Source organism: Bradyrhizobium sp. CCBAU 11430, assembly GCF_028128855.1.
GTDB classification, from domain to species: Bacteria; Pseudomonadota; Alphaproteobacteria; order Rhizobiales; family Xanthobacteraceae; genus Bradyrhizobium; species Bradyrhizobium ottawaense.
Map to the genome: position 1 here is coordinate 1 of NZ_LBJV01000054.1, position 21,073 is coordinate 21,073.

Below are 21,073 nucleotides of genomic sequence, written 5' to 3' on the forward strand. Positions count from 1 at the left end.
CATTCCTCACGGAACCAGGCCATTCTAATCCGGCGCGCTAATACAAGGGTGGGCAAAGCGAAGCGTGCCCACCACTGCTCGCTTGTGGCGTGATGGTGGGCACGTCGCTTCGCTCCTTTGCCCACCCTACGGCACCTCGCCGTGTCGCGACACGCCGCCCAAAACAAAAACGCCGGAGCGGTTGCCCGCTCCGGCGTCATTTGTTCAACCGCTAAAAACTTACGCCGCGTTGAAGCCGGCGACGGCCTTCACTTCGAGGAAATCCTCGAGGCCGTACTTGCCCCACTCACGTCCGTTGCCCGACTGCTTGTAGCCGCCGAACGGCGCGGTGCGGTCGTTGGGCACGCCCTGGAGGTTGACGTTGCCGGCGCGGATCTGGCGGCCGACGCGCTTGGCGTCTTCGACCGAGGCACCCGTGACGTAGCCAGCGAGGCCATACGGCGTGTCGTTGGCGATCTGCACGGCTTCGGCTTCGTCCTTGGCGCCGATGATGGTCAGCACCGGTCCGAAGATTTCTTCACGAGCAATCGTCATGTCGGGGGTGACGTCGGCGAAGATGGTCGGGCGGACATAGAAGCCCTTGTTGACGCCTTCGGGCAGGCCCGGGCCGCCGGCGACGAGCGTTGCGCCCTCGTCGATGCCCTTCTTGATCAGGCCCTGGATCTTATCCCACTGGCCGCGGTTGACGACTGGACCGATGGTGGTGCCTTCGGCGCGGGGATCACCGGCCTTGGTCTTGTCGGCGACGGCCTTCGCGATCGCGGCGACGTCCTTCATCTTGGACAGCGGCACGATCATGCGCGAGGGTGCGTTGCAGGACTGGCCGGAGTTGTTGAACATGTGCATCACGCCGCCAGTCACCGCCTTCGTGAGGTCGGCGCCTTCGAGGATGACGTTCGGCGACTTGCCGCCGAGCTCCTGGCTGACGCGCTTCACGGTCGGCGCGGCGCGCTTGGCCACGTCGATGCCGGCACGGGTCGAGCCGGTGAAGGAGATCATGTCGATGTCGGGGTGCTCGCTCATGGCGGCGCCGACCTCGGGGCCGAGGCCGTTGACGAGGTTGAACACGCCCTTGGGCACGCCGGCTTCATGGAGGATCTCCGCGAAGATCAGCGCCGAGGTCGGGGTGAACTCCGACGGCTTCAGGATCATGGTGCAGCCGGCGGCGAGCGCGGGCGCGACCTTGCAGGCGATCTGGTTGAGCGGCCAGTTCCAGGGCGTGATCATGCCGACCACGCCGATCGGCTCGCGCAGCACCATGGCGGTGCCGACCGGCTCCTCGAAATGATAGTTCTTGAGCACGTCGAGCGTGGTCATGAGATGGCCGAGGCCGGCGCCGGCCTGGAGCTTCTCTGCCATTGGCAGCGGTGCGCCCATCTCGTCGGACACGGCGGCGCCGATCTCCTTGAGGCGGCCCTTGTAGACCTCGATGACCTTGGTGAGCAGCGCGACGCGCTCATCACGGCTGGTCTGGGAGAAGGTTGCGAAGGCGCGCTTGGCGGCGGCAACCGCCTTGTCCACGTCGGCCTTGGAGCCCAGCGCAACCTCGTACATCGCCTCTTCCGTCGCGGGATTGACCACGGCGGTCGACTTCTTGACGGCGGGATCGACCCAGGCGCCGTCGATGTAGAATTGCATGCGATTGACCATCGTTAACCTCTTCTTGGGGGCATGTGGGGGCGTTTCGGCAGGCATCCTTGCACGAAAGCGCCGGCAATTGAACCCGCCATATGCGGGGCCAGCGTTGCGGCGGACGCGCGGAATATGGGCGGAGAGACGGGGCGAGGCAAGGCTCTGTCCGGTCGTCATTCCGGGCGCCCTCTCGGCGCGAGCCCCGGAATGACAACCGAGCTTTTTCAGTTACACCGCCATCTTCCGATGCAGCACCGGCGCGCCGGTGGTGAGGCTTTCGGCCGCATCGATGATTGCGTTGGCATCGATGCCGTAGTGTCGATACAGGTCAGCGATCGTGCCGGTCTGGCCGAACTGCTCGACGCCGAGCGCCTCGACGCGGTGGCCGCGGACGCTGCCGAGCCAGCCGAGCGCGGACGGATGGCCGTCGATCACGGTCACGATGCCGCAGTCGCGCGGCAGCGGCGCCAGCAGTTTTTCGATGTGGCTGAGATGCTGCACGCCGCGGCGATCCCGCCGCAATTTCCGTGCGGCGGTCCAACCCGCATGGAGGCGGTCCGCCGAGGTGATCGCGAGCAGGCCGATGTCGCGCCGGCTCTCGCCGACGAAGCCCGTGGCCTCGATCGCTTCCGGCGCCACCGCGCCGGTATAGGCGATCACGACTTCGGCATTGGGGCCAGGCTTACGCAGCCAATAGGCGCCGTCGGTGATGCCCTGCGCAAGCTCCGGCGTCATGATCCGCTGCACCTGCTCGATGCTGCGCGTCGAGAGGCGCAAATACACCGAGCCGCCCTCGCCCGGATCGCGCTGCATGTGCTCAAAACCGAAAGCCATGATCACGGCGAGTTCGTCGACGAAAGCCGGCTCGAACGAGGCGAGCCCGTCCTGCGCCATGCCGATCAGGGGCGTTGCAATCGACTGGTGCGCGCCGCCCTCGGGTGCGAGCGTGATGCCTGACGGCGTCGCCGCCACCATGAAGCGCGCATCCTGGTAGCAGGCGTAGTTCAGCGCATCGAGCCCGCGCTCGATGAAGGGATCGTAGAGCGTGCCGACCGGCAGCAGCCGCTCGCCGTTGATCTGGTGCGACAGCCCGAGCGCCGAGAGCATGATGAAGAGGTTCATCTCGGCAATCCCAAGCTCGAGATGCTGGCCCTTGGGCGAAAAGTCCCAGTTGAAGGTGGAGGGAATTTTCTCGCTGCGGAATAAATCCGCCTTTTCGGCGCGCGCGAACAGGCCGCGGCGATTCACCCACGGACCGAGATTGGTCGAGACCGTGACGTCGGGCGAGGTCGTGACGATGCGCCTCGCCAATTCGCCGTCGCTGCGCGCGATCTCGTTCAAGACGAGACCAAAGCCCTGCTGGGTCGACATCTGCGGCGACGGCTTGAAGGCGAGCTGCTGGGGCACCTCGACGACCGGTGCGGTCAGGCGGCGGCCGTCCTGGTTGAACGGCACGCGCGCGAGGAAGGCATCGAGCTCGGCGGCGGATTGCGCGAGGCCTTCATACTTCTCCCATTCATGCCCGGGCCGGATGTTCTGGCTGTCGCGATATTTCTCCATCTGCGCGACCGTCATCAGGCCGGCGTGATTATCCTTGTGGCCCTGGAACGGCAGGCCGACGCCCTTGATGGTGTAGGCGATGAAGCAGACCGGGCGATCGTGATCGATGGATTCGAAGGCGTCCAGCATGCTCGCCATGTCGTGGCCGCCGAGGTTCGACATCAGCGCCAGCAATTCCTCGTCACTGCGGCTGTCGATCAGTTTCGTGATCGGCCCCTGGTCGCCGATCTCGTCGTGCAGATGCTTTCGGAACGCGGCGCCGCCCTGGAAGCAGAGCGCGGCGTAAAGCGCGTTCGGGCAATTGTCGATCCAAGCTTTAAGCGCCTCGCCGCCGGGCTCGGCGAAGGCCTCGCGCATCAGGCGACCGTATTTCACGATGACGACGTCCCAGCCGAAATTGCGGAACATGGTCTCGAACTTTTCCCAGAGCCCTTCCCGCACGACGGCATCGAGCGACTGCCTGTTGTAGTCGACCACCCACCAGGTGTTGCGCAGGCCGTGCTTCCAGCCTTCGGCAAGCGCCTCCCAGATGTTGCCCTCGTCCATCTCGGCGTCGCCGACCAGCGCAATCATCCGCCCCTCGCGGCGATCCTTCATCCAGCCATGCGCCTTGACGTAATCCTGCACCAGCGAGGCGAACAGCGTCTGCGCGACGCCGAGGCCGACCGAGCCGGTGGAGAAATCGACGTCGTCGACGTCCTTGGTGCGCGAGGGATAGGACTGCGCGCCCTTGAAGCCGCGAAAGTTCTCCAGCTTCTCGCGGCTCTGCCGGCCGAACAGATACTGGATGGCGTGGAACACCGGGCTCGCATGCGGCTTCACCGCCACGCGGTCCTCGGGACGCAGCACGTGGAAATACAGCGCCGACATGATGGTCGCGAGCGAGGCGGACGAGGCCTGATGTCCCCCGACCTTCAACCCGTCGGCATTGGGGCGGATGTGGTTGGCGTGGTGGATGGTCCAGGACGACAGCCACAGCGCCTTGCGGCTCAGCGCGGTCAAGGTGTCGAGGCGGGCGGTATCGACGGGCATGGCAAAGGCTCCTGGAAAACAGGTGGGGCGATGATACGCCTGCGAGGGGCGCCAAACTTCTCAATTTTTCGCGCAATACCTGATGATATTGGGATAGCATGCTAATAACTACCCAAAATATGCAGGTTTCATCCCAATGCCAGAGCTAGACGCCATCGACCGCAAAATCCTCGCGCTGCTTCAGGCCGACAGCCGGCTGACCATGCAGGAACTCGCCGACAAGGTCGGGCTCTCGGTCTCGCCCTGCCATCGCCGGGTCAAGCTGCTGGAGGAGCGCGGCGTCATCAGCCGCTACGTTGCGACCGTGGACCAGAAGGCGCTCGGCCTGCATGTCAGCGTCTTCATCTCGATCAAGCTGGCGCGGCAGAAGGAGGAGGATCTCAACCGCTTCGCGCGCGCGATCTCGAAATGGGACGAGGTGCTGGAGTGTTATCTGATGACCGGCAACCGCGATTACCTGCTTCGCGTCGTCGCAGCCGACCTCGCCTCCTACGAGACCTTCCTCAAGACCAAGCTGACCCGGCTCGACGGCATCGCCTCGATCGAGTCGAGCTTTGCGCTGAGCCAGGTGAAGTATTCGATCGCTCTGCCGGTGTGATAGCGGCGGCTGTCACATGGGTGCAATAGACGCCACCGATGGTCCTCGGCGACTGGCACCCGAGCCGAGAGAAGGACCCATGACCGCATCCGACCGCACCCCTGAAATGGCCAAACGCGAGCGCATTATTCGGGAAATGACCGACGATCTCGACGAAGAGCTGGAGATGGAGCTCGACGATGCGCGTCTCGACGAGCTCCTGGAGGAGACCGATACGCTGGGCCCGGCGGTCGACCGCAGCTCTATTTCCGGGAGTTGCTGCGGCTCCAGGGCGAACTGGTCAAGCTCCAGGACTGGGTCCAGAGCGAGAAGAAGAAGGTCGTGGTGCTGTTCGAGGGCCGCGACTCCGCCGGCAAGGGCGGCGTGATCAAGCGCATCACCCAGCGCCTCAATCCGCGCATCTGCCGCGTCGCCGCGCTGCCAGCACCGAGCGAGCGCGAGCGCACGCAATGGTATTTTCAGCGCTACGTGTCCCATCTGCCGGCCGGCGGCGAGATCGTGCTGTTCGATCGCAGCTGGTACAACCGCGCCGGCGTCGAGCGCGTGATGGGCTTTTGCACCGACGAGCAATACCAGGAGTTCTTCCAGACGGTGCCGGAGTTCGAGCGGATGCTGATCCGCTCCGGCATCATTTTGGTCAAATACTGGTTCTCGATCACCGACGACGAGCAGCAGTTCCGCTTCACCATGCGCATCAAGGACCCCTTGAAGCAGTGGAAGCTGAGCCCGATGGACGTCGAGGCCCGCAGCCGCTGGGAGCTCTACACCAAGGCCAAGGAGACCATGCTGGAGCATACGCACCTTCCGGATTCACCGTGGTGGATCGTCGATGCCGTCGACAAGAAGCGCGCGCGGCTGAACTGCATCGCGCATCTGCTGAGCCAGATGCCATACCAGGAGGTCGCGCGGGTCCCGGTGGTGCTGCCGGCGCGCGTGCGGAACCCAGATTACCACCGCGGGCCGGTCCCGCCGGAGATGTACGTGCCGGCAAAATATTGAGAAAGGTTTCGTGGGTTGAGCAAAGCGGCTTGTCCGCCATAGCTCGAAGAGCGACGGCGGAAGCGTGCCCACCAATCTCACCAGGAACGCGGATGCATGGTGGGCACGGCGCTCTGCGTCTTTGCCCACCCTACGCAGTACCGTCATCGCCACGGCTGCACGATGATCTTGGTGTGGGCTTCAGGATTGGCGAGATCGGCGAAGGCCTTGGCGACGCCGTCGATGCCGACCTCGGCCGTGACCATCGCCGCCGCATCCACCTGCCCTTCCGCGATCAGCCGCAGCGAGCCTGCGAATTCGTCCGGCGTATAACCGAGCACGTATTGGACGTTGAGCTCCTTCATGATGCCGAGCATGGGTTCGCTCTTGTCGGTCTCCATGCAGACGCCGACCACCACGATCCGAGCATCGCGCGGCGCGCCTTCGAACACCTGCTGCAGCAGCCCGGGCACGCCGACGCATTCGAAGATGATCGCAGGCTTTAGCGCCGGCAGCATGAGCTGGAACGGCGGCCGCGCCGCCTTCTCGGCATCCGACATCTGCGCGTGCTCGGCCCAGGTCGCATAGGGCTGCGACACCCAGGGATCGACGACGATATCGGCGCCGAGCTTTGCCGCTAGCGCGCGGCGCGCCGGCGAATAGTCGGCGGCGACGATGGGGTGCAGCCCCTTGATCTTCAGCGCCGCGATCACCGCGAGCCCGACAGGGCCGCAACCGATGACGAGCGGCACCTCGCCGCCCCGGATGTTGGCTTTCGCCACGGCGTGAACGCCGACTGCGAGCGGCTCGGTCAAGGCCGCATGCTCCGGCGCAAGACCGTTGGGCACCTCGAGCAGGAGCGGCTCGCTCAAGACCATCTGCTCCGCATAGCCGCCGACGAGGTCGTTGGAATAGCCGATCCCCTTGATGCCTTCCGGCGTCACCAGCGCAGGCAGCGAGCAGACATGTGTCCCCGGTTTGAACTTGCGTTCCGTGCCGGGGCCGTAATCGACGATCTCGCAGCAGAATTCGTGACCGAACACGACGTCACGCGACAGATCCATCGGCGTGCGACCGGTCTTCCTGGCCATCTCCACCATCCGCGGCGCATGCTGGCGCGCATGCAGATCGGAGCCGCAGATGCCGCAGGCGAGCGTCTTGACCAGCACCTGGCCGGGGCCCGGCTTCGGATCGGCCATCCTGTCGACGACAATCTCGCCGTTCCTGAAAATCGCAGCGCGCATCCGGCTCCTCCCGCATTGTTGGAGCCGTTGATAGCACGTAACAGGGCGCGCGAACTTGCGTCAGGGGTTCGGGGAACGCTCTTCCAGCACCAGCAACTGGGCGCGGCGGATACGCTCGCGATGAGCGATGTAGAGGCCGCTGGCGACGATGAAGGCCGCGCCGACGACCGTCCAGAGATCGGGGACCTCGCCGAAGATGAAGAAGCCGAGAATGCTGACCCACAGCAACTGGGTGTAGGAGAACGGCGCCAGCACCGAGGCATCGCCATAGCGATAGGCCAGCACGATGATCCACTGGCCGACGGTGGAGGCGACGCCGATCACGATGCCAAGCCCGATCGCGGTCCAGGTCGGCGTGACCCAGACGAACGGCACCATCACGGAAAGGATCGCAACGCCCGTCAGCGCGGAATACGCCATCGTGGTGAGCACGGCTTCACGCCCGCTCATCATCCGCGTCAGGATCAGCGCGGCGGCCCAGCAGAACGCAGAGACGATCGGGAAGAACGCAGCGGCGTGAAACGCGCTCGAGCCCGGCCGCAGGATGATCAGCACGCCCGTCAGGCCGATCGCGGTCGCGATCCAGCGTCGCATGCCCACCGTCTCGCTGAGGAAGACGATCGAGAGCGCGGTGACGAACAGCGGCGAGACAAAGCCCGTCGCGGAGGCTTCCGCGATGGGAAGGAAGCGCAGGCCGGTGATGAAGAACAGCGAGGAGCCGAGCAGCGCGGCACCGCGCATCAGTTGCAGGCCGAGCCGCTCGGTGCGCATCGCATGGAGCGGAGAGCCCGGCAGCATCACCGGCGTGAACATCAGCGCGAACGTGACGAACCGGATCCAGGTGATCTCGATCGACGGCAGGCTGGTCGACAGATATTTCGCGGTGACGTCGGAGCAGCCGAGGAAGATCGTCGACAGCAGCACCAGCGCAATGCCCTTGAAGGGATGGTCGACACGCGCGGGCGCGCGGCGAGCCGTCTGCTTCTTCTCCGGCACGGGCATGGGGATACTGTCGAGCCTTGCGGCTGCGGCGGGCGGCGGTGTCACGGCTGGAACCCGGGAAAATGCGAATCGAGAACGGTGGTAAAAAACGACAAATGCGCCGCGTTCACAACTTCCGAAAACAGGATGCCGATATGCGCAGGCCGCCGCGCGCGTCAATGCTCCGTTAATAATGGGCGTTTGTGCATTACAGCATGGGCAGGCTGCGCGGCTTCGGCCCGCGCGGAAACGCCGCATCGAGCGCCGTAATCTCGTCTTTCGTTAGCGCGAGATCACCGGCCGCCGCATTCTCGCCGGCATGTTCGGGGGACGAGGCCTTCGGAATCGCGAACACCGTAGTCGCACGGGTGAGGAAGCTGAGCGCGACCTGACGCGGCGTCACGCGACGCGCCTCTGCGATGCGCTCCAGCACGGCACCGCCCTTGCTGCGCGCATCCGGAAAATCGTCGTGACCGAACGGCGAGTAGGCGACGACGGCGACGCCATGCTGCTCGCACCACGGGATCACCGCATGCTCGATCGCGCGTTCCTTCAGATGATAGAGCACCTGATTGCAGGCGATACGACCTTCGCCCGCGACGTCGAGAATTTCGTCGAGATCATCGGCATCGAAATTGGACACGCCCCAGGATTTGATCTTGCCTGATTTCACCAGCTCCTCGAACGCGGCGACGGTGTCTTCGAGCGGATAGGAACCGCGCCAGTGCAGGAGATAGCAATCGAGATGATCGGTCTTCAGCCGCTTCAGCGAACGCTCGCAGGCGGTGATGGTGCCGCGGCGCGACGCGTTGCTCGGCAACACCTTGGAGACGAGGAACACTTCATCACGGCGGCCCGTGATCGCATCGGCAATGACGAGCTCGGCATCGCCATACATCTCGGCGGTGTCGATGTGGGTCATGCCGAGATCGAGCCCGCGCTGAAGCGCCGCAATCGCGCGCTTGCGGTCGCCATGGTCGAGATACCAGGTGCCCTGCCCGATGACGGAGACTTTGGCGCCGGCTTTGCCGAAGAATTTTGTGTTCATGTTAGAGCTCACAGTCCGCCGATATCCGCAACCAGCACGCTGCCAGTCGACGACTCCGTGATATAGAGCCGATTCCCGCTTTCGCCACCGATCGCCACATTGGTGCAATTCGGCCCCGCGCACGACTTGATCCGCGCAAGCAATTCGCCGTTCGGCGCGAACACGAAGACGTGGCCGAGCGAAGCATGGCCGACGAACAGGCGACCCCTGGCGTCCATGATCAAGCCATCGGGACCGCTGGTGCCGAACAGCGAGCAGAAGCGGCCAACCTTGGACACACTGCCGTCCTTCATGAACGGCAACCGCCACACCGCGTTGTCGCGCGTCATCGCGACGAACAGTACGGTTTCGGTGAGATCGAGCACCAGGCCATTCGGGCTGATGCCGGTGTCGATCAGGCAATCGAGCCGGCCGTTCGATGCGAGACGATACACGCGACCGCTGGGGTCGTGCAGGCCAGTCTGGCCCTGATCGGTGAAATAGATGTCGCCGTTGGAAGCAAGATGCAGGTCGTTGCAACCGCGGAAAGATTCTGAATTGCGCGCGGTCAGGACGGGCTTGATGCGACCGGCGTTGGGGTCGAGCTCCATGATGCCGTGCCTGTAGTCGGCCACCAGGATGCGCCCATCAGATGCGATCTTCAGTCCGTTCGGCCAACCCTCATATTCGATCACGAGCGACCATTCGTCATCAGGCGCGATGCGAAAGATGCGGCCGAAGGGAATGTCGACGATGTAGAGATTGCCGTCGCTGTCGAAAGACGGTCCTTCGATGAAGCTGTCGGTCGGCACATTCGGCCGGTTGGCATCAGCCCAATCGGTCCGCACGCCCTTGCGGCGGAACTTTTCGGGCATCGCGGAGAAAAGCCTCGTCTCGATCAGGCGCGGCGGCGTTTCCAGGTACATCATTGTTGTTTTTGGATGTGTTGAGGGGGAGCACGCGGCACCATAGGGCACTATCGAGGGCCCGTCGATTGGGCCGGGAATGGCCGCGTCCACGCCACCCTCGCGTCCCGGACGCGCTGCAGCGTGAAACGCTGCTGCGCAGAGCCGGGACCCAGAAAGGCCAAACACTCGCTGCTAGATGGCCCCGGCTCTGCAGCGCACCGCTACGCGCTGCGCTGCGTCCGAGGCACGAGGCCTACCCCACCGCGCCCGCGACCTTCGCCTGCTTCACCGGCGCCGTGTCCGTCGCTGCGATCAGGCGCTTCAGTTCCGGAATGCAGGAGCCGCAATTGGTGCCGGCCTTGAGCTTGGCGCCGATCTCGGCAGCCGAGCGCGCGCCGGCCGCGATGGTCTCGCAGATGGTGCCGCGGCCGACGCCGAAGCAGGCGCAGACGACCGGCCCGGTCGAGGCGGCGCCTTCGCCGGACTTGCCTGACAGCAGCATGCGGCGCTGATCGTCGGTGACGAGGTCGGCCACGAACAGGCTCTTCACCACCTCCCGGTCGCCCGCATCATGCCCAGGGCCGACGAACAGGCAGGTCTCGATGCGATCGCCCGCGAACGACGCCGCACGATAGACCCCGCCGCCGAAGTCGCGATAGTCGGCGACGTCCTCGCCGGCGACGCTCTCGAGCCAGGCCGGCCAGCGCGAAAGGTCGGCGTTGTCGGCGAAGAGATAGCCGAAGCCGCCGGTGACCGTGACGCGGGTCCACAACAGGTTCGGCGGCAGATCGAGCTGCTTCCGCGACAGCGCAAAGCCGCGGAAGACGAATTCGTAAGGCGCGATCGCGGCCGGCGTCGCCTTGGATTCCGGCTGCCCCGAGAACGGATCGGTGAAGGACTGCACCAGCGCTCCGACGCGGCCATGCGAGGCATTCATTGCGCTCCAATGGATCGGCGCGAACAATGTGCCACGCTGAGTGCCGTCACTCACGACGACCTTCAGGATGCACTGACCGTAGTCGGTGGTCACGCGGGCAAAGCCGTCGTGAACGATGCCGTATTTGCCGGCATCATCAGGATGGATCTCGACGAAGGGCTCCGGCAGATGCGCGCCCAGGCGCTGGCTGAGCCCCGTGCGCGTCATGGTGTGCCATTGGTCGCGGATGCGTCCGGTGTTGAGCCTGAGGGGGCGCGAGGCACCGGTCTCGCCGCGCAGCGACGGCACCTCCGGCGCAATGAAGCGGCCCTTGCCGTCATTGGTGAAGAAGCCGCCCTTTGCAAAGAAGCGCTCGCTGGACGTCTCGCCTTCGCGCACCGGCCACTGCACCGGCTTCAAGGCGTCGAAGGCGTCGTCGGACAGCGAGGTCAGCGCGCCGATATCGAAATCGCGGCTGCCCTCGTTCTCGAACGCCGAGAGCGCGGCGTGCTCTCGGAAGATCTCGGCGGCGGATTTGTAGTTGAAGCTGTCGCCGAAGCCGAGGCGCTTGGCGGTCTCGCTGAGGATCCACCAATCGGGGCGCGACTCGCCCGGCGCCGGCAGGAACGAGCGCTGGCGCGAGATGCGGCGCTCGGAATTGGTCACGGTGCCCGACTTCTCGCCCCAGGCGAGCGCCGGCAGCAGCACATGCGGACCGGCATCGACCGTGTCGTTGGAGAGCACGTTCTCGGACACCACGAACAGCTCGAGCTTCTTCAACGCCTCGCGCACGAAGTCCGCATCGGGCAGCGACACCGCGGGATTGGTGCCCATCACCCAGAGCGCCTTGACCTCGCCGCGATGGATGGCCTCGAACAGCTGCACCGCCTTCAGCCCCTCATGGGTGGCGATGCGCGGCGCCTTCCAGAACCGCCTGACACGATCGATGTCGGGCGGCGTGAAGCCCATATGCGCGGCAAGCATATTGGCGAGACCGCCGACCTCGCGGCCGCCCATCGCGTTGGGCTGACCGGTGAGCGAGAACGGCGAGGCGCCGGGCTTGCCGATGCGTCCCGTCGCGAGGTGGCAGTTCAGGATCGCGTTGACCTTGTCGGTGCCCTGTGCCGACTGGTTGACGCCCTGCGAATACAGCGTGACGACGCGGTCCGTGTCGCGGAACATCTTGAAGAAGGTGGCGACATCCTGCTCCGAGAGGCCCGTCGCGAGCGCCGTCGCAGTGACGCTGCCGGCGATGCTGCGCGCACGCGCCAAGGCATCGTCGAAACCGCTCGTGTTCTGCGCGATGTAGTCCTCGTCCAGCGCGCCGCTGTCGGCGAGATGGACAAACAGGCCGGAGAACAACGCGGTATCGGTGCCGGGCTTGAGGCCGAGGAACAGATCGACATCGCTTGCAGTGTCGGTGCGGCGCGGATCGATCACGATCATGCGCGCGCCACGCTCCCCACGGTTCTTCAGCATGCGCTGGAACAGCACCGGATGGCACCAGGCCGCGTTCGAGCCGACGAAGACCAGCAGATCGGCCTGATCGAGATCCTCATAGCAGCCGGGGACTGTGTCGGCGCCAAAGGCGCGGCGATGGCCGGCGACCGAGGACGACATGCAGAGCCGCGAGTTGGTATCGACATTCGCCGTGCCGACAAAGCCCTTCATCAGCTTGTTGGCGACGTAATAATCCTCGGTGAGGAGCTGGCCGGACAGATAGAACGCGACCGCATCGGCGCCATCTCGCGCCACGATGTGCTGCATGCGATGGGCGACATGATCGAGCGCATCGCTCCAGGCGACGCGCTCGAGCACGCCCTTGCAGCGGATCATCGGATAGAGCAGACGGCTTTCGAGGCCAACGGTCTCGCCGAGCGCTGAGCCTTTCGAGCACAGCCGGCCGAAATTGGCGGGATGGTCAGGATCGCCAGCGATCGCCGCCCCGCCCATGCCGTCCGGCGTCGCCAGCACGCCGCAGCCGACGCCGCAATAGGGACAGGTCGTCTTGGTGGCACGAAGCGTGGGATCGATCACCGTCATATCAAGCTGCCCTGTCACGCCGGCTCTATCAAGCCGCCTTGGGAGAACGCGCGAACGCGCGACCAAACATCATGTCGGTCCGGATCGCCGCCACCTTGTCGCGATTGCGGATCAGCTCGAGATACCAGAGCGCATCGACGGTATCGCCGATCAGCACCGCGCCGGTGAGCCGGCCGTCGGCGATCACGAGCTTCTTGTAGGTGCCGCGCCTGCGGTCGGTCAGCACCAGGCTCTCGCTGCCCTCCCCGCCCATGAAGTCGCCGGCGGAGAACACGCTGACGCCGGAGACCTTCAAATTGGTCGAGACCACGCTGCCCTGGTAGGCGGCGGGCCGGCCGGCCAGATGCCGTGCCAGCACCCGCGCCTGCTCATAGGCGGGCTCGACCAGGCCATAGCAGGTGCCGCGATGCTCGGCGCATTCGCCGAGCGCGAAGATGTCGGGCGATGCCGTCTGCATCAAATCGTTGACGACGATGCCGCGGTTGACCGCGATGCCGGCGTCTTTGGCAAGCGCCACGTTCGGCTTGATGCCGGCGGCGAAGATCACCGCGTCGGCCTCGATGCGGCTGCCATCGGCAAGCTCGACGGCCTCGACATGGCCATCGCCATGGATGCGGGCGGTCGAGGCACTGAGCATGATGCGGATGCCCTTGCGCTCGACCAGCATCTTGAGCAGGTCGGCGGCCGGCCCATCGAGCTGACGCTCCATCAGCCGGTCCATCAGATGCAGCAGCGTTACCGGCGCGCCGGCCTTGGCAAGGCCGTAGGCTGCCTCAAGTCCGAGCAGGCCACCGCCAACCACGACGACACGCTTCTTCGCAGCGGCCAGCGTCAGCAAAAGGTCGACGTCGCGCGTATCGCGAAAAGTGTGCACGCCGGCGAGATCGGCGCCCGGCAAATTGAGCCGCAGCGGCGTCGATCCGGTGGCGAGCACGAGCTTGGAATACTCCATGCTCTCCTCGCCCTCGATCTTGAGCTCGCGGCGGCCGGTGTCGATCTCGGTGACGCGATAGCCATAGCGGACCGTGACGCCACGATGGCGCCACCAGTCGGCCGGCCGCAGCTCGATCTCGTGCGAGCCGGTCTCGCCGGCCAGCACGGAGGAGAGCAGCACGCGATTGTAAGCGAGCCGCGGCTCTTCGCCGATCACCGCGACCGCGTAGCGGCCGAGCGAGGTCTTGGCGAGCTCGTCGACCAGACGCGCGGCCGCCATACCGTTACCGACGATGACCAGCGGTTCACTCACGAGGCATCTCCTATTCAGCGGCCTGCGCTTGCGCGCCGTAGGCCTCGGACATCATGAAGCCGGACAGAACGCCGTAGGCGTCGGTCCAGGCCTTTGCCAATTCGGGCGTCCAGGCCTCGCCAAGACCCTTCTCCAGGGTCCACAGCAAGGTCGCACCGACCACGGGATAGTGCTCGGCCGTGGCGCCGTAAGCGACGTGACGCTTGGCGAGCGCGGATGCCGCGGGAAGAACCGTCTCCAGGTTCGACAGGCCGCTGACGACGGCGGCGAGCATCCCCATCAGCTTCTTGCGCTGCTCGGTCATATCTTCAGGGAACATCGCGCGCACGGACGGCGCCACCTCGAACAGGCGGTCGTAGAACAACACGGAGGCAGCTTCCGAAATCGGCGCGACCTTGGCGAAGCTCTGCTGGATGAGAGTGATCTGTTCGGGCGTCATGTGGTTCTCCTGTCTGTTTCGGTTTGCCTTGGTGCGCTTCGTTGCGAACAAGGTTCATGGGTCAAACGTCATCAGAGAGTCTTCTCCCCGCGTACGGGGAGAAGCGACATTCGTGCCAAGTGTCAGACCCGCGCCTCGGCGAGGCTTGAGGCGCCCTCACCCTGCGGGCCGCGACGCAGGTAGAACCACCAGGTCAAGCCGAGGCAGCTGGCGTAGAAGGCGAGATAGATCGCGAGCGCGAGCTGCGGGCCGCCGGTCAGGGCGATCGACTTGCCGAAACCGGTCGGGATCAGGTAGCCGCCGACGGCACCGATCGCGCCGATGAAGCCCACCGCTGCACCGCTCTCGATGCTCGCCGTCTTCAGCGCGAGCGCGCGCGCTGCCTCGCCCTTGCCGCGCACCCTGAACAGGTTCTCTTCGCGGAAGATCGAGGGGATCATGCGATAGGTCGACCCGTTGCCGATGCCCGTCGTCACGAACAGGAACAGGAACATCGACAGGAAGCCGATGAAATCCTTTTGCCCGACGAAGTAGAGCACGCCGACCGTTGCGCCTGCCATCACGATGAAGTTCCAGAAGGTGATGATGGAGCCACCGATCTTGTCGGCGAGCCAGCCGCCGAGCGGACGCGACAGCGAGCCGACCAACGGCCCCAGGAACGCGATCGCAATTGTGATTTGCGGGAACTGGGTCTTGATCAGCAGCGGAAACGCAGCCGAATAGCCGATGAAGGAGCCGAACGTACCGATGTAGAGATACGCCATGATCCAGGTGTGCTTGCGCTTGACGATCGCAAGCTGGTTCTTCACCGACGACTTCGCCGTAGTCAGATTGTTCATGAAGAACACGGCACCGAACACCGCGATCGCGATCGGCAGCACCCACATCAGGCCAGCATTCTGCAGGAAGATGCCGTCGACGGGGGTTGCCTGGAACAGGTTGAAGACGGCGAGCGTCATCAGGATCGGGGTCAGCAGCTGCACGCTGGAGACGCCGATATTGCCGCCGGCTGCATTCAAGCCGAGCGCCCAGCCCTTCATCCGGTCAGGGAAGAAGAAGGAGATGTTGGTCATGCTGGAGGCGAAATTGCCGCCGCCGAGACCTGCGGTCGAGGCGATCAGCAGCATCAGCCAGAACGGCGTATCAGGCTGGCTCACGAAATAGGCAAGCGACAAGGTCGGGATGAACAGGATCGCCGCGCTGAAGATGGTCCAGTTGCGGCCGCCGAACGTCGTGACCGCGAACGTATAGGGAAAGCGTATCAGGGCGCCGATGAGCCCCGGCACAGCGATGAGCTGAAACAGCTGGTCGGTGGTGTAGTGAAAGCCTGCCTGCGGCAGCTTGGTGGTGACGATGCTCCAGATCAGCCAGACCGAGAAGCCGATATGCTCGGCCACGATCGACCAGATCAGGTTGCGTCGCGCGATCGTCTTGCCGGTCGCATTCCAGAACGCCTCATCTTCGGGGCGCCAGTCTGAAATCCAAGTAGGATTCTTCGTCATTGAGTATCCCTTCCAGGCTCACCGCTGCGTCGTTGCAGGCTCCGCCTCACATGGAGGCGCGCTCCGAGGCTTCACCCCGGTGGCGAGTTCACGATGCTGATTGATGATGTTGAGGGACGTCGTCGTTGGCGTCGCGCAAAGACATTTCAATTTCCGTGCCAGTTGCGCGCACACTGGAAATACAGGGATTTCAGGACGTTATTCGCATTGCCAGAAATTCTGGCAGGGCTTTTCCGCACGCTAAATTTGCGATTCGCTCAATCCTTGTGCGACGCACAAGGATTGAGCTAGATGTCGATTATTTGTGCGCAGGCATCCGCTTGCGTTAACTCTTCGTTACGCGGCCTCGACGAAGCGATGACGCTCGTAGAGGAATTCGAGCACGCGCTGGCGGCACTTCAGATAGGTGGTGTTGGTGGCCAGCTCGAGCCGCTTGCGCGGGCGCACCAGCGGCACCTCCAGCACCTCGCCGATCCGCGCGCTCGGCCCATTGGTCATCATCACGATGCGGTCGGACAGCAGCACGGCCTCGTCGACGTCGTGAGTGATCATTAAAATGGTGTTGCCGAGCTTCTGATGCAGCGCCATCACCGAGTCCTGCAAGTGAGCGCGGGTCAGCGCGTCGAGCGCGCCGAACGGCTCATCCAGCAGCAGCACCTTCGGCTCCATCGCCAGCGCCCGCGCAATGCCGACGCGCTGTTTCATGCCGCCGGAGATTTCGGAAGGACGCTTGTCCTTGGCATGGGCCATCTGCACGAGATTGAGATTGTGCATGACCCAGGCGTCGCGCTCGGCGCGGGACTTGGTCCTGGCAAAGACCTTGTCGACGCCGAGCCTGACGTTCTCGTAGACGGTCAGCCACGGCAACAGGCTGTGGTTCTGGAACACCACGGCGCGGTCCGGCCCCGGCGAGTTGACCTCGCGGTTTTCCAGCAGCACCCCGCCGGTGGTGGCGTTGGTCAGCCCCGCGATGATGTTGAGCAGGGTCGACTTACCGCAGCCGGAATGGCCGATGATCGAGACGTATTGACCCTTCTCGATCGTGAGATTGATCTCCTTCAGCACCTCCGTGGTGGCGGCACCGCGGGTAAAGACCTTGTCGATGTGGTCGAGCTTCAGATAAGCGGTCATGTGCCCTCTCCTCTCAGTTCAGCGCGGTGCCGCGGGTGACGAACTTGCCGAGACCCGCGATCAGGCGGTCCAGCACGAAGCCGACGATGCCGACATAGAACAGCGCCAGGATGATCTCGCTGATATGCGAGGAGTTCCATGCGTCCCAGATGAAGAAGCCAATGCCGACGCCGCCGATCAGCATTTCCGCGGCGATGATGGCGAGCCAGGACAGCCCGATGCCGATGCGCAGGCCCGTGAAGATGTAAGGCGCCGCCGCCGGGATCATGATCTTGGCGAAGAACTCGAGCGGGTTGAGCTGCACCACCGCGGCGACGTTGCGATAATCTTGCGGGATGTTGCGGATGCCGACCGCGGTATTGATGATGATCGGCCAGATCGAGGTGATGAATATGACGAAGATCGCCGAAGGCTGGCCGTCGCGGAAGGCCGCGAGCGACAGCGGGAGCCAGGCCAGCGGCGGAATGGTGCGGAGCACCTGGAACAGCGGATCGAGCCCGCGCATCGCCCAGACCGACTGCCCCACCAGCACACCGAGCGCGATGCCGGCGATCGCCGAGAGCGAATAGCCGAAGGCGACGCGCTGGAGACTGGCGGAGAGATGCCAGAACAGGCCCTTGTCGATGCCGCCATGGTCGAAGAACGGATCGAGGATCAGCTCCTTCGTGTCCTTGAACACACGTGACGGCGGCGGCAGCGCCGAGCCGGCGCGACGGCAGACCAGCTCCCACACCAGCGTCAAAAGCGCGATCACGACCAGCGGCGGGATCACGCGCACGGCAGTTTCTCGCGCCATCCGCGCATAGGCTTCAGCGCGCGGCGGGCGCTTCGGTGTCAGCGCGACGACCGGTGCGGCAACGGCCGCAGGCGACGCGGTCTCGACCTCAATCTTCGTGGCAGGCATATTCATCGCAATATCTCTCCGGCTGCAAAGGACGATGCGGCCGCCCATGGGCGGCCGCTGGCTCCATCAGACTTCGACGCGCTTGATCGCGAGCGACTTCAGATAGGCTGCCGGATTTTCGGGATCGAACACCTTGCCGTCGAAGAAGGTCTCCTTGCCGCGCGAGGTGGATGTCGGGATGTCGGAGCTCGCGACGCCGAGTGTCTTGGCCGCATCCTTCCACATGTCCTCGCGGTTGACCTTGGCGATGAGCGCCTTGCTGTCGAAGCCGGCCTCGTATTTGCCCCAGCGAATGTCCTCCGTCATGAACCAGAGGTCGTGGCTCTGGAATGGATAGGAGGCATGGTCGCGCCAGTACTTCATGATGTGCAGCGAGTTCTCGACCACCTTGCCGGAAAGGCCGTAATCGAACTTGCCCTTGGCGCGATCGGCGATGTCCTCGACCGGGCAGTTGATCCACTGGCGCTTGGCCATGATGGTGGCGAGTTCCTCCTTGTTCTCCATCTTGTCGGCCCATTGCTGGGCTTCCATCACCGCCATCAGGATCGCTTTCGCAGCCTTCGGGTTCTTGTCGACCCAGGCCGCGCGCATGCCGAGTGACTTTTCCGGATGCTTGCTCCAGATCTCGCCGGTGGTGACGGCGGTATAGCCGATGCCCTGGTGCACCAGCTGCCCGGGCCAGGGCTCACCGACACAGAACGCATCCATGGTGCCGACCTTCATGTTGGCCACCATCTGCGGAGGCGGCACGGTGATGGTCTCGACATCCTTGTCCGGATCGATGCCGCCGGCGGCGAGCCAGTAGCGAACCCAGAGGTCATGCGTGCCGCCGGGAAAGGTCATCGCGACCTTGGCCGACTTGCCCTCGGCCTTCTTCTTCTCGAATGCCGCCTTCAGCAGCGAGGCATCGACGCCGACCTTGAGGTCGGCATATTCCTTGGCGACCGAGATGCACTGCGCATCGAGATTGAGCCGGGCCAGGATGTACATCGGCGTCGGCTGGTTGTTCTGCGTCACCTTACCGGCCGAGATCAGATACGGCATCGGGGTGAGGATATGCGCGCCGTCGATGCCGTTGCCCTCGGAGCCGAGCACGAGATTGTCGCGCGTGGTGCCCCAAGAGGCCTGCTTCTGCACGTCGACGTCGGGCATGCCGTATTTGGCGAACAGACCCTTGTCCTTGGCGACGAAGAGCGGGCCGGCATCGGAGAGCGCGATGAAGCCGAGCTTGGCGCCCTTGACCTCGGGGCCAGCGTCCTGCGCGAAGGCGCCGGCGGGAAAATTCAGTTTGGCGGCGGCGAGAAGTGCGGCGGTAGAGCCTGCGGCCTTCAACAATTGGCGGCGGCTGAGCCCATTGTCCGAGGGCCTGCGGGTGCGCTTGGTCATATGTCGTCCTTTGCGTCGTTGCAGAATTGATGGCGTCAGTGCACACGAGCAGCCCGTCCGTCCGGCGGCGCCGTCTTTGGCGCATGCGAACGCACGACGGGGGAGACCCCCGTCCGGTGGCGTCGGCAAGTCGGATGAGAAGTCTCGCGGGACGGCTTCAATGGCGTCGGCACGGAACTATTCAAGCTTCATGCCAAGCCCTTCATCGCCAAAAATGGCGGACAATGAAGGGGTTACGGTGACCGCGCCAGACTGCCGCACCCCCCGCTCCGCACGCGAAATTTGCGGCCTGCTCAATCCTTGTGCGTCGCACAAAACTTGTGCAGCAGCCCAGGAAAAAGGCTCGGGGCACGTCGGCAGCCAACCAAGCAGCAACACATCGTATTGAGATTGCTTGATCTTTCTCGTTGGCCCGAACGGCACGCGACTTGCTTCTCCTGGGCCGTCAACGAAGACTGCGGCTCGCCGCATTGTTGCAGCCTCTGGCGGCTGCATCCCGGAAGCTCACTGCTTCGCGGCCCTCACCGGCTCAGTCCTCGTGACGCGATTCTCACGGCTTCCAACTCTCCATACCGCTCGTGCGCGGCAAGCCAGCCCGCACGGCCAAAGATGTTCAGCCGCGCTCTCGCCAGGTGCGCGTCGACCTCTCTTACGAAGCAAAAGGAACCATTGATGTCGTATCTCGCGCCTTCGGAATTCGTCACCAAGATGGTGGATGCGGGCGAGTCCAAGATCTTCATGTCCACCCGGGATACCATCATCCGCGCCTACATGGCCGGCGCCATCCTCACGCTCGCCGCATGGTTCGCCGTCACGATCAACGTCAACACGGGTCAGCCGCTGGTCGGCGCGCTCTTGTTTCCGGTCGGCTTCGTCATGCTGTACCTCCTCGGCTTCGACCTCCTGACCGGCGTGTTCGTGCTCTCGCCGCTTGCCCTGATCGACAAGCGTCCTGGCGTCACGATCGGCGGCGTGCTGCGCAACTGGGGCCTCGTGTTCATCGGTAATTTCGCCGGCGCGTTCACGGTCGCCTTCATGATGGCCTTCGTCACCACCTTCGGCTTCACGCAGCCGCCGGACAAGGTCGGGACCGCCATCGGAATCATCGGCGAAAGCCGGACGCTCGGCTACGCCGCGCACGGTGCGGCCGGCATGGCGACGCTGTTCCTGCGCGGCATGCTCTGCAACTGGATGGTCTCGACCGGCGTCGTCGGCGCCATGATCTCGACCTCGGTCCCCGGCAAGGTCATCGCGATGTGGATGCCGATCCTGGTGTTCTTCTACATGGTGTTCGAGCATTCCGTCGTGAACATGTTCCTGTTCCCGTCCGGCCTGCTGCTCGGCGCGAAGTTCTCGATCCTCGACTATCTGATCTGGAACGAGATCCCGACCGTGCTCGGCAACCTCGTCGGCGGCCTCGCCTTCACCGGCATGACCCTCTACGCCACGCACGTCATGACCCTGCCGAAGCGCCAGGTCGACAAGGCTGCAAAGCCCCGCGTCGCCGCCTGATCGAATACGTCTCGACAGGGGAGCCTCGCCCGAG

Annotated in this window: 15 protein-coding genes and 1 pseudogene; 3 read left to right on the forward strand and 13 right to left on the reverse strand. The window is 64.4% G+C overall.

Annotated features, from left to right (window positions below; all coding sequences use genetic code 11):
• Positions 1-219: 219 nt before the first annotated feature.
• Positions 220-1,650 carry an aldehyde dehydrogenase family protein gene (locus tag XI04_RS15580; RefSeq protein ID WP_028144301.1) on the reverse strand — a complete coding sequence of 477 codons (1,431 nt, stop codon included), beginning with the start codon at positions 1,648-1,650 and terminating at the stop codon, positions 220-222.
• Between the two features lie 210 nt (positions 1,651-1,860).
• Positions 1,861-4,224: a transketolase gene (locus XI04_RS15585; protein ID WP_097668988.1), complete on the reverse strand. Its 2,364-nt coding sequence runs from the start codon at positions 4,222-4,224 to the stop codon at positions 1,861-1,863.
• 136 nt (positions 4,225-4,360) lie between these two features.
• Here XI04_RS15585 and XI04_RS15590 point away from each other — a divergent pair, with 136 nt between their 5' ends.
• Together XI04_RS15590 and ppk2 are read left to right on the forward strand one after the other, a co-directional pair.
• On the forward strand, positions 4,361-4,822 hold the full coding sequence (locus XI04_RS15590; protein ID WP_028144303.1) for an Lrp/AsnC family transcriptional regulator: 462 nt from the start codon (positions 4,361-4,363) through the stop codon (positions 4,820-4,822).
• 79 nt (positions 4,823-4,901) lie between these two features.
• A pseudogene (ppk2, locus tag XI04_RS15595) lies at positions 4,902-5,821 on the forward strand (polyphosphate kinase 2).
• Positions 5,822-5,964: 143 nt separating this feature from the next.
• Here ppk2 and XI04_RS15600 read toward each other — a convergent pair.
• The 11 genes from XI04_RS15600 to XI04_RS15650 form a co-directional block, all read right to left on the reverse strand.
• Positions 5,965-7,044: a zinc-binding dehydrogenase gene (locus XI04_RS15600; protein ID WP_271609673.1), complete on the reverse strand. Its 1,080-nt coding sequence runs from the start codon at positions 7,042-7,044 to the stop codon at positions 5,965-5,967.
• A 60-nt stretch (positions 7,045-7,104) separates the two neighbouring features.
• The gene (locus XI04_RS15605; protein WP_271596511.1) at positions 7,105-8,046 is read right to left on the reverse strand and encodes a DMT family transporter; all 942 of its coding nucleotides are present in this window, start codon (positions 8,044-8,046) and stop codon (positions 7,105-7,107) included.
• A gap of 187 nt (positions 8,047-8,233) precedes the next feature.
• Positions 8,234-9,073, reverse strand: a complete 840-nt coding sequence (locus tag XI04_RS15610; RefSeq protein ID WP_028144307.1) for an aldo/keto reductase — start codon at positions 9,071-9,073, stop codon at positions 8,234-8,236.
• Positions 9,074-9,081: 8 nt separating this feature from the next.
• On the reverse strand, positions 9,082-9,978 hold the full coding sequence (locus XI04_RS15615) for an SMP-30/gluconolactonase/LRE family protein (RefSeq protein WP_271609705.1): 897 nt from the start codon (positions 9,976-9,978) through the stop codon (positions 9,082-9,084).
• A gap of 235 nt (positions 9,979-10,213) precedes the next feature.
• A complete protein-coding gene (locus XI04_RS15620; RefSeq protein ID WP_271609706.1) occupies positions 10,214-12,919 on the reverse strand; it encodes a nitrate reductase in 2,706 nt (901 codons plus the stop codon).
• A gap of 28 nt (positions 12,920-12,947) precedes the next feature.
• On the reverse strand, positions 12,948-14,165 hold the full coding sequence (locus tag XI04_RS15625; RefSeq protein ID WP_212476140.1) for an NAD(P)/FAD-dependent oxidoreductase: 1,218 nt from the start codon (positions 14,163-14,165) through the stop codon (positions 12,948-12,950).
• A 10-nt stretch (positions 14,166-14,175) separates the two neighbouring features.
• Positions 14,176-14,604 (reverse strand): globin family protein, encoded by a 429-nt coding sequence (locus XI04_RS15630; RefSeq protein ID WP_028144310.1) that lies wholly within the window; start codon positions 14,602-14,604, stop codon positions 14,176-14,178.
• A 122-nt stretch (positions 14,605-14,726) separates the two neighbouring features.
• Positions 14,727-16,106 carry an MFS transporter gene (locus XI04_RS15635; protein ID WP_028144311.1) on the reverse strand — a complete coding sequence of 460 codons (1,380 nt, stop codon included), beginning with the start codon at positions 16,104-16,106 and terminating at the stop codon, positions 14,727-14,729.
• A gap of 336 nt (positions 16,107-16,442) precedes the next feature.
• Entirely contained in the window at positions 16,443-17,237 is a 795-nt protein-coding gene (locus XI04_RS15640) for an ABC transporter ATP-binding protein (protein WP_028144312.1), read from the reverse strand.
• A gap of 13 nt (positions 17,238-17,250) precedes the next feature.
• The gene (gene ntrB / locus XI04_RS15645) at positions 17,251-18,147 is read right to left on the reverse strand and encodes a nitrate ABC transporter permease (RefSeq protein WP_028144313.1); all 897 of its coding nucleotides are present in this window, start codon (positions 18,145-18,147) and stop codon (positions 17,251-17,253) included.
• A gap of 60 nt (positions 18,148-18,207) precedes the next feature.
• Complete coding sequence (locus XI04_RS15650; RefSeq protein ID WP_271609674.1) at positions 18,208-19,527, reverse strand: CmpA/NrtA family ABC transporter substrate-binding protein; 1,320 nt, start codon at positions 19,525-19,527, stop codon at positions 18,208-18,210.
• 672 nt (positions 19,528-20,199) lie between these two features.
• On the opposite strand from XI04_RS15650, the gene XI04_RS15655 reads away from it, so the two are divergent.
• Positions 20,200-21,039: a formate/nitrite transporter family protein gene (locus XI04_RS15655; protein ID WP_028144315.1), complete on the forward strand. Its 840-nt coding sequence runs from the start codon at positions 20,200-20,202 to the stop codon at positions 21,037-21,039.
• Positions 21,040-21,073: the final 34 nt, after the last annotated feature.

Excerpts from the sequence above, each read along its gene's own strand:
- XI04_RS15580 (WP_028144301.1), bottom strand. The coding sequence starts at position 1,650 with ATGGTCAATCGCATGCAATTCTACATCGACGGCGCCTGGGTCGATCCC.
- XI04_RS15585 (WP_097668988.1), bottom strand. The coding sequence starts at position 4,224 with ATGCCCGTCGATACCGCCCGCCTCGACACCTTGACCGCGCTGAGCCGC.
- XI04_RS15590 (WP_028144303.1), top strand. The coding sequence starts at position 4,361 with ATGCCAGAGCTAGACGCCATCGACCGCAAAATCCTCGCGCTGCTTCAG.
- XI04_RS15600 (WP_271609673.1), bottom strand. The coding sequence starts at position 7,044 with ATGCGCGCTGCGATTTTCAGGAACGGCGAGATTGTCGTCGACAGGATG.
- XI04_RS15605 (WP_271596511.1), bottom strand. The coding sequence starts at position 8,046 with ATGCCCGTGCCGGAGAAGAAGCAGACGGCTCGCCGCGCGCCCGCGCGT.
- XI04_RS15610 (WP_028144307.1), bottom strand. The coding sequence starts at position 9,073 with ATGAACACAAAATTCTTCGGCAAAGCCGGCGCCAAAGTCTCCGTCATC.
- XI04_RS15615 (WP_271609705.1), bottom strand. The coding sequence starts at position 9,978 with ATGTACCTGGAAACGCCGCCGCGCCTGATCGAGACGAGGCTTTTCTCC.
- XI04_RS15620 (WP_271609706.1), bottom strand. The coding sequence starts at position 12,919 with ATGACGGTGATCGATCCCACGCTTCGTGCCACCAAGACGACCTGTCCC.
- XI04_RS15630 (WP_028144310.1), bottom strand. The coding sequence starts at position 14,604 with ATGACGCCCGAACAGATCACTCTCATCCAGCAGAGCTTCGCCAAGGTC.
- XI04_RS15635 (WP_028144311.1), bottom strand. The coding sequence starts at position 16,106 with ATGACGAAGAATCCTACTTGGATTTCAGACTGGCGCCCCGAAGATGAG.
- XI04_RS15640 (WP_028144312.1), bottom strand. The coding sequence starts at position 17,237 with ATGACCGCTTATCTGAAGCTCGACCACATCGACAAGGTCTTTACCCGC.
- ntrB (WP_028144313.1), bottom strand. The coding sequence starts at position 18,147 with ATGAATATGCCTGCCACGAAGATTGAGGTCGAGACCGCGTCGCCTGCG.
- XI04_RS15650 (WP_271609674.1), bottom strand. The coding sequence starts at position 19,527 with ATGACCAAGCGCACCCGCAGGCCCTCGGACAATGGGCTCAGCCGCCGC.
- XI04_RS15655 (WP_028144315.1), top strand. The coding sequence starts at position 20,200 with ATGTCGTATCTCGCGCCTTCGGAATTCGTCACCAAGATGGTGGATGCG.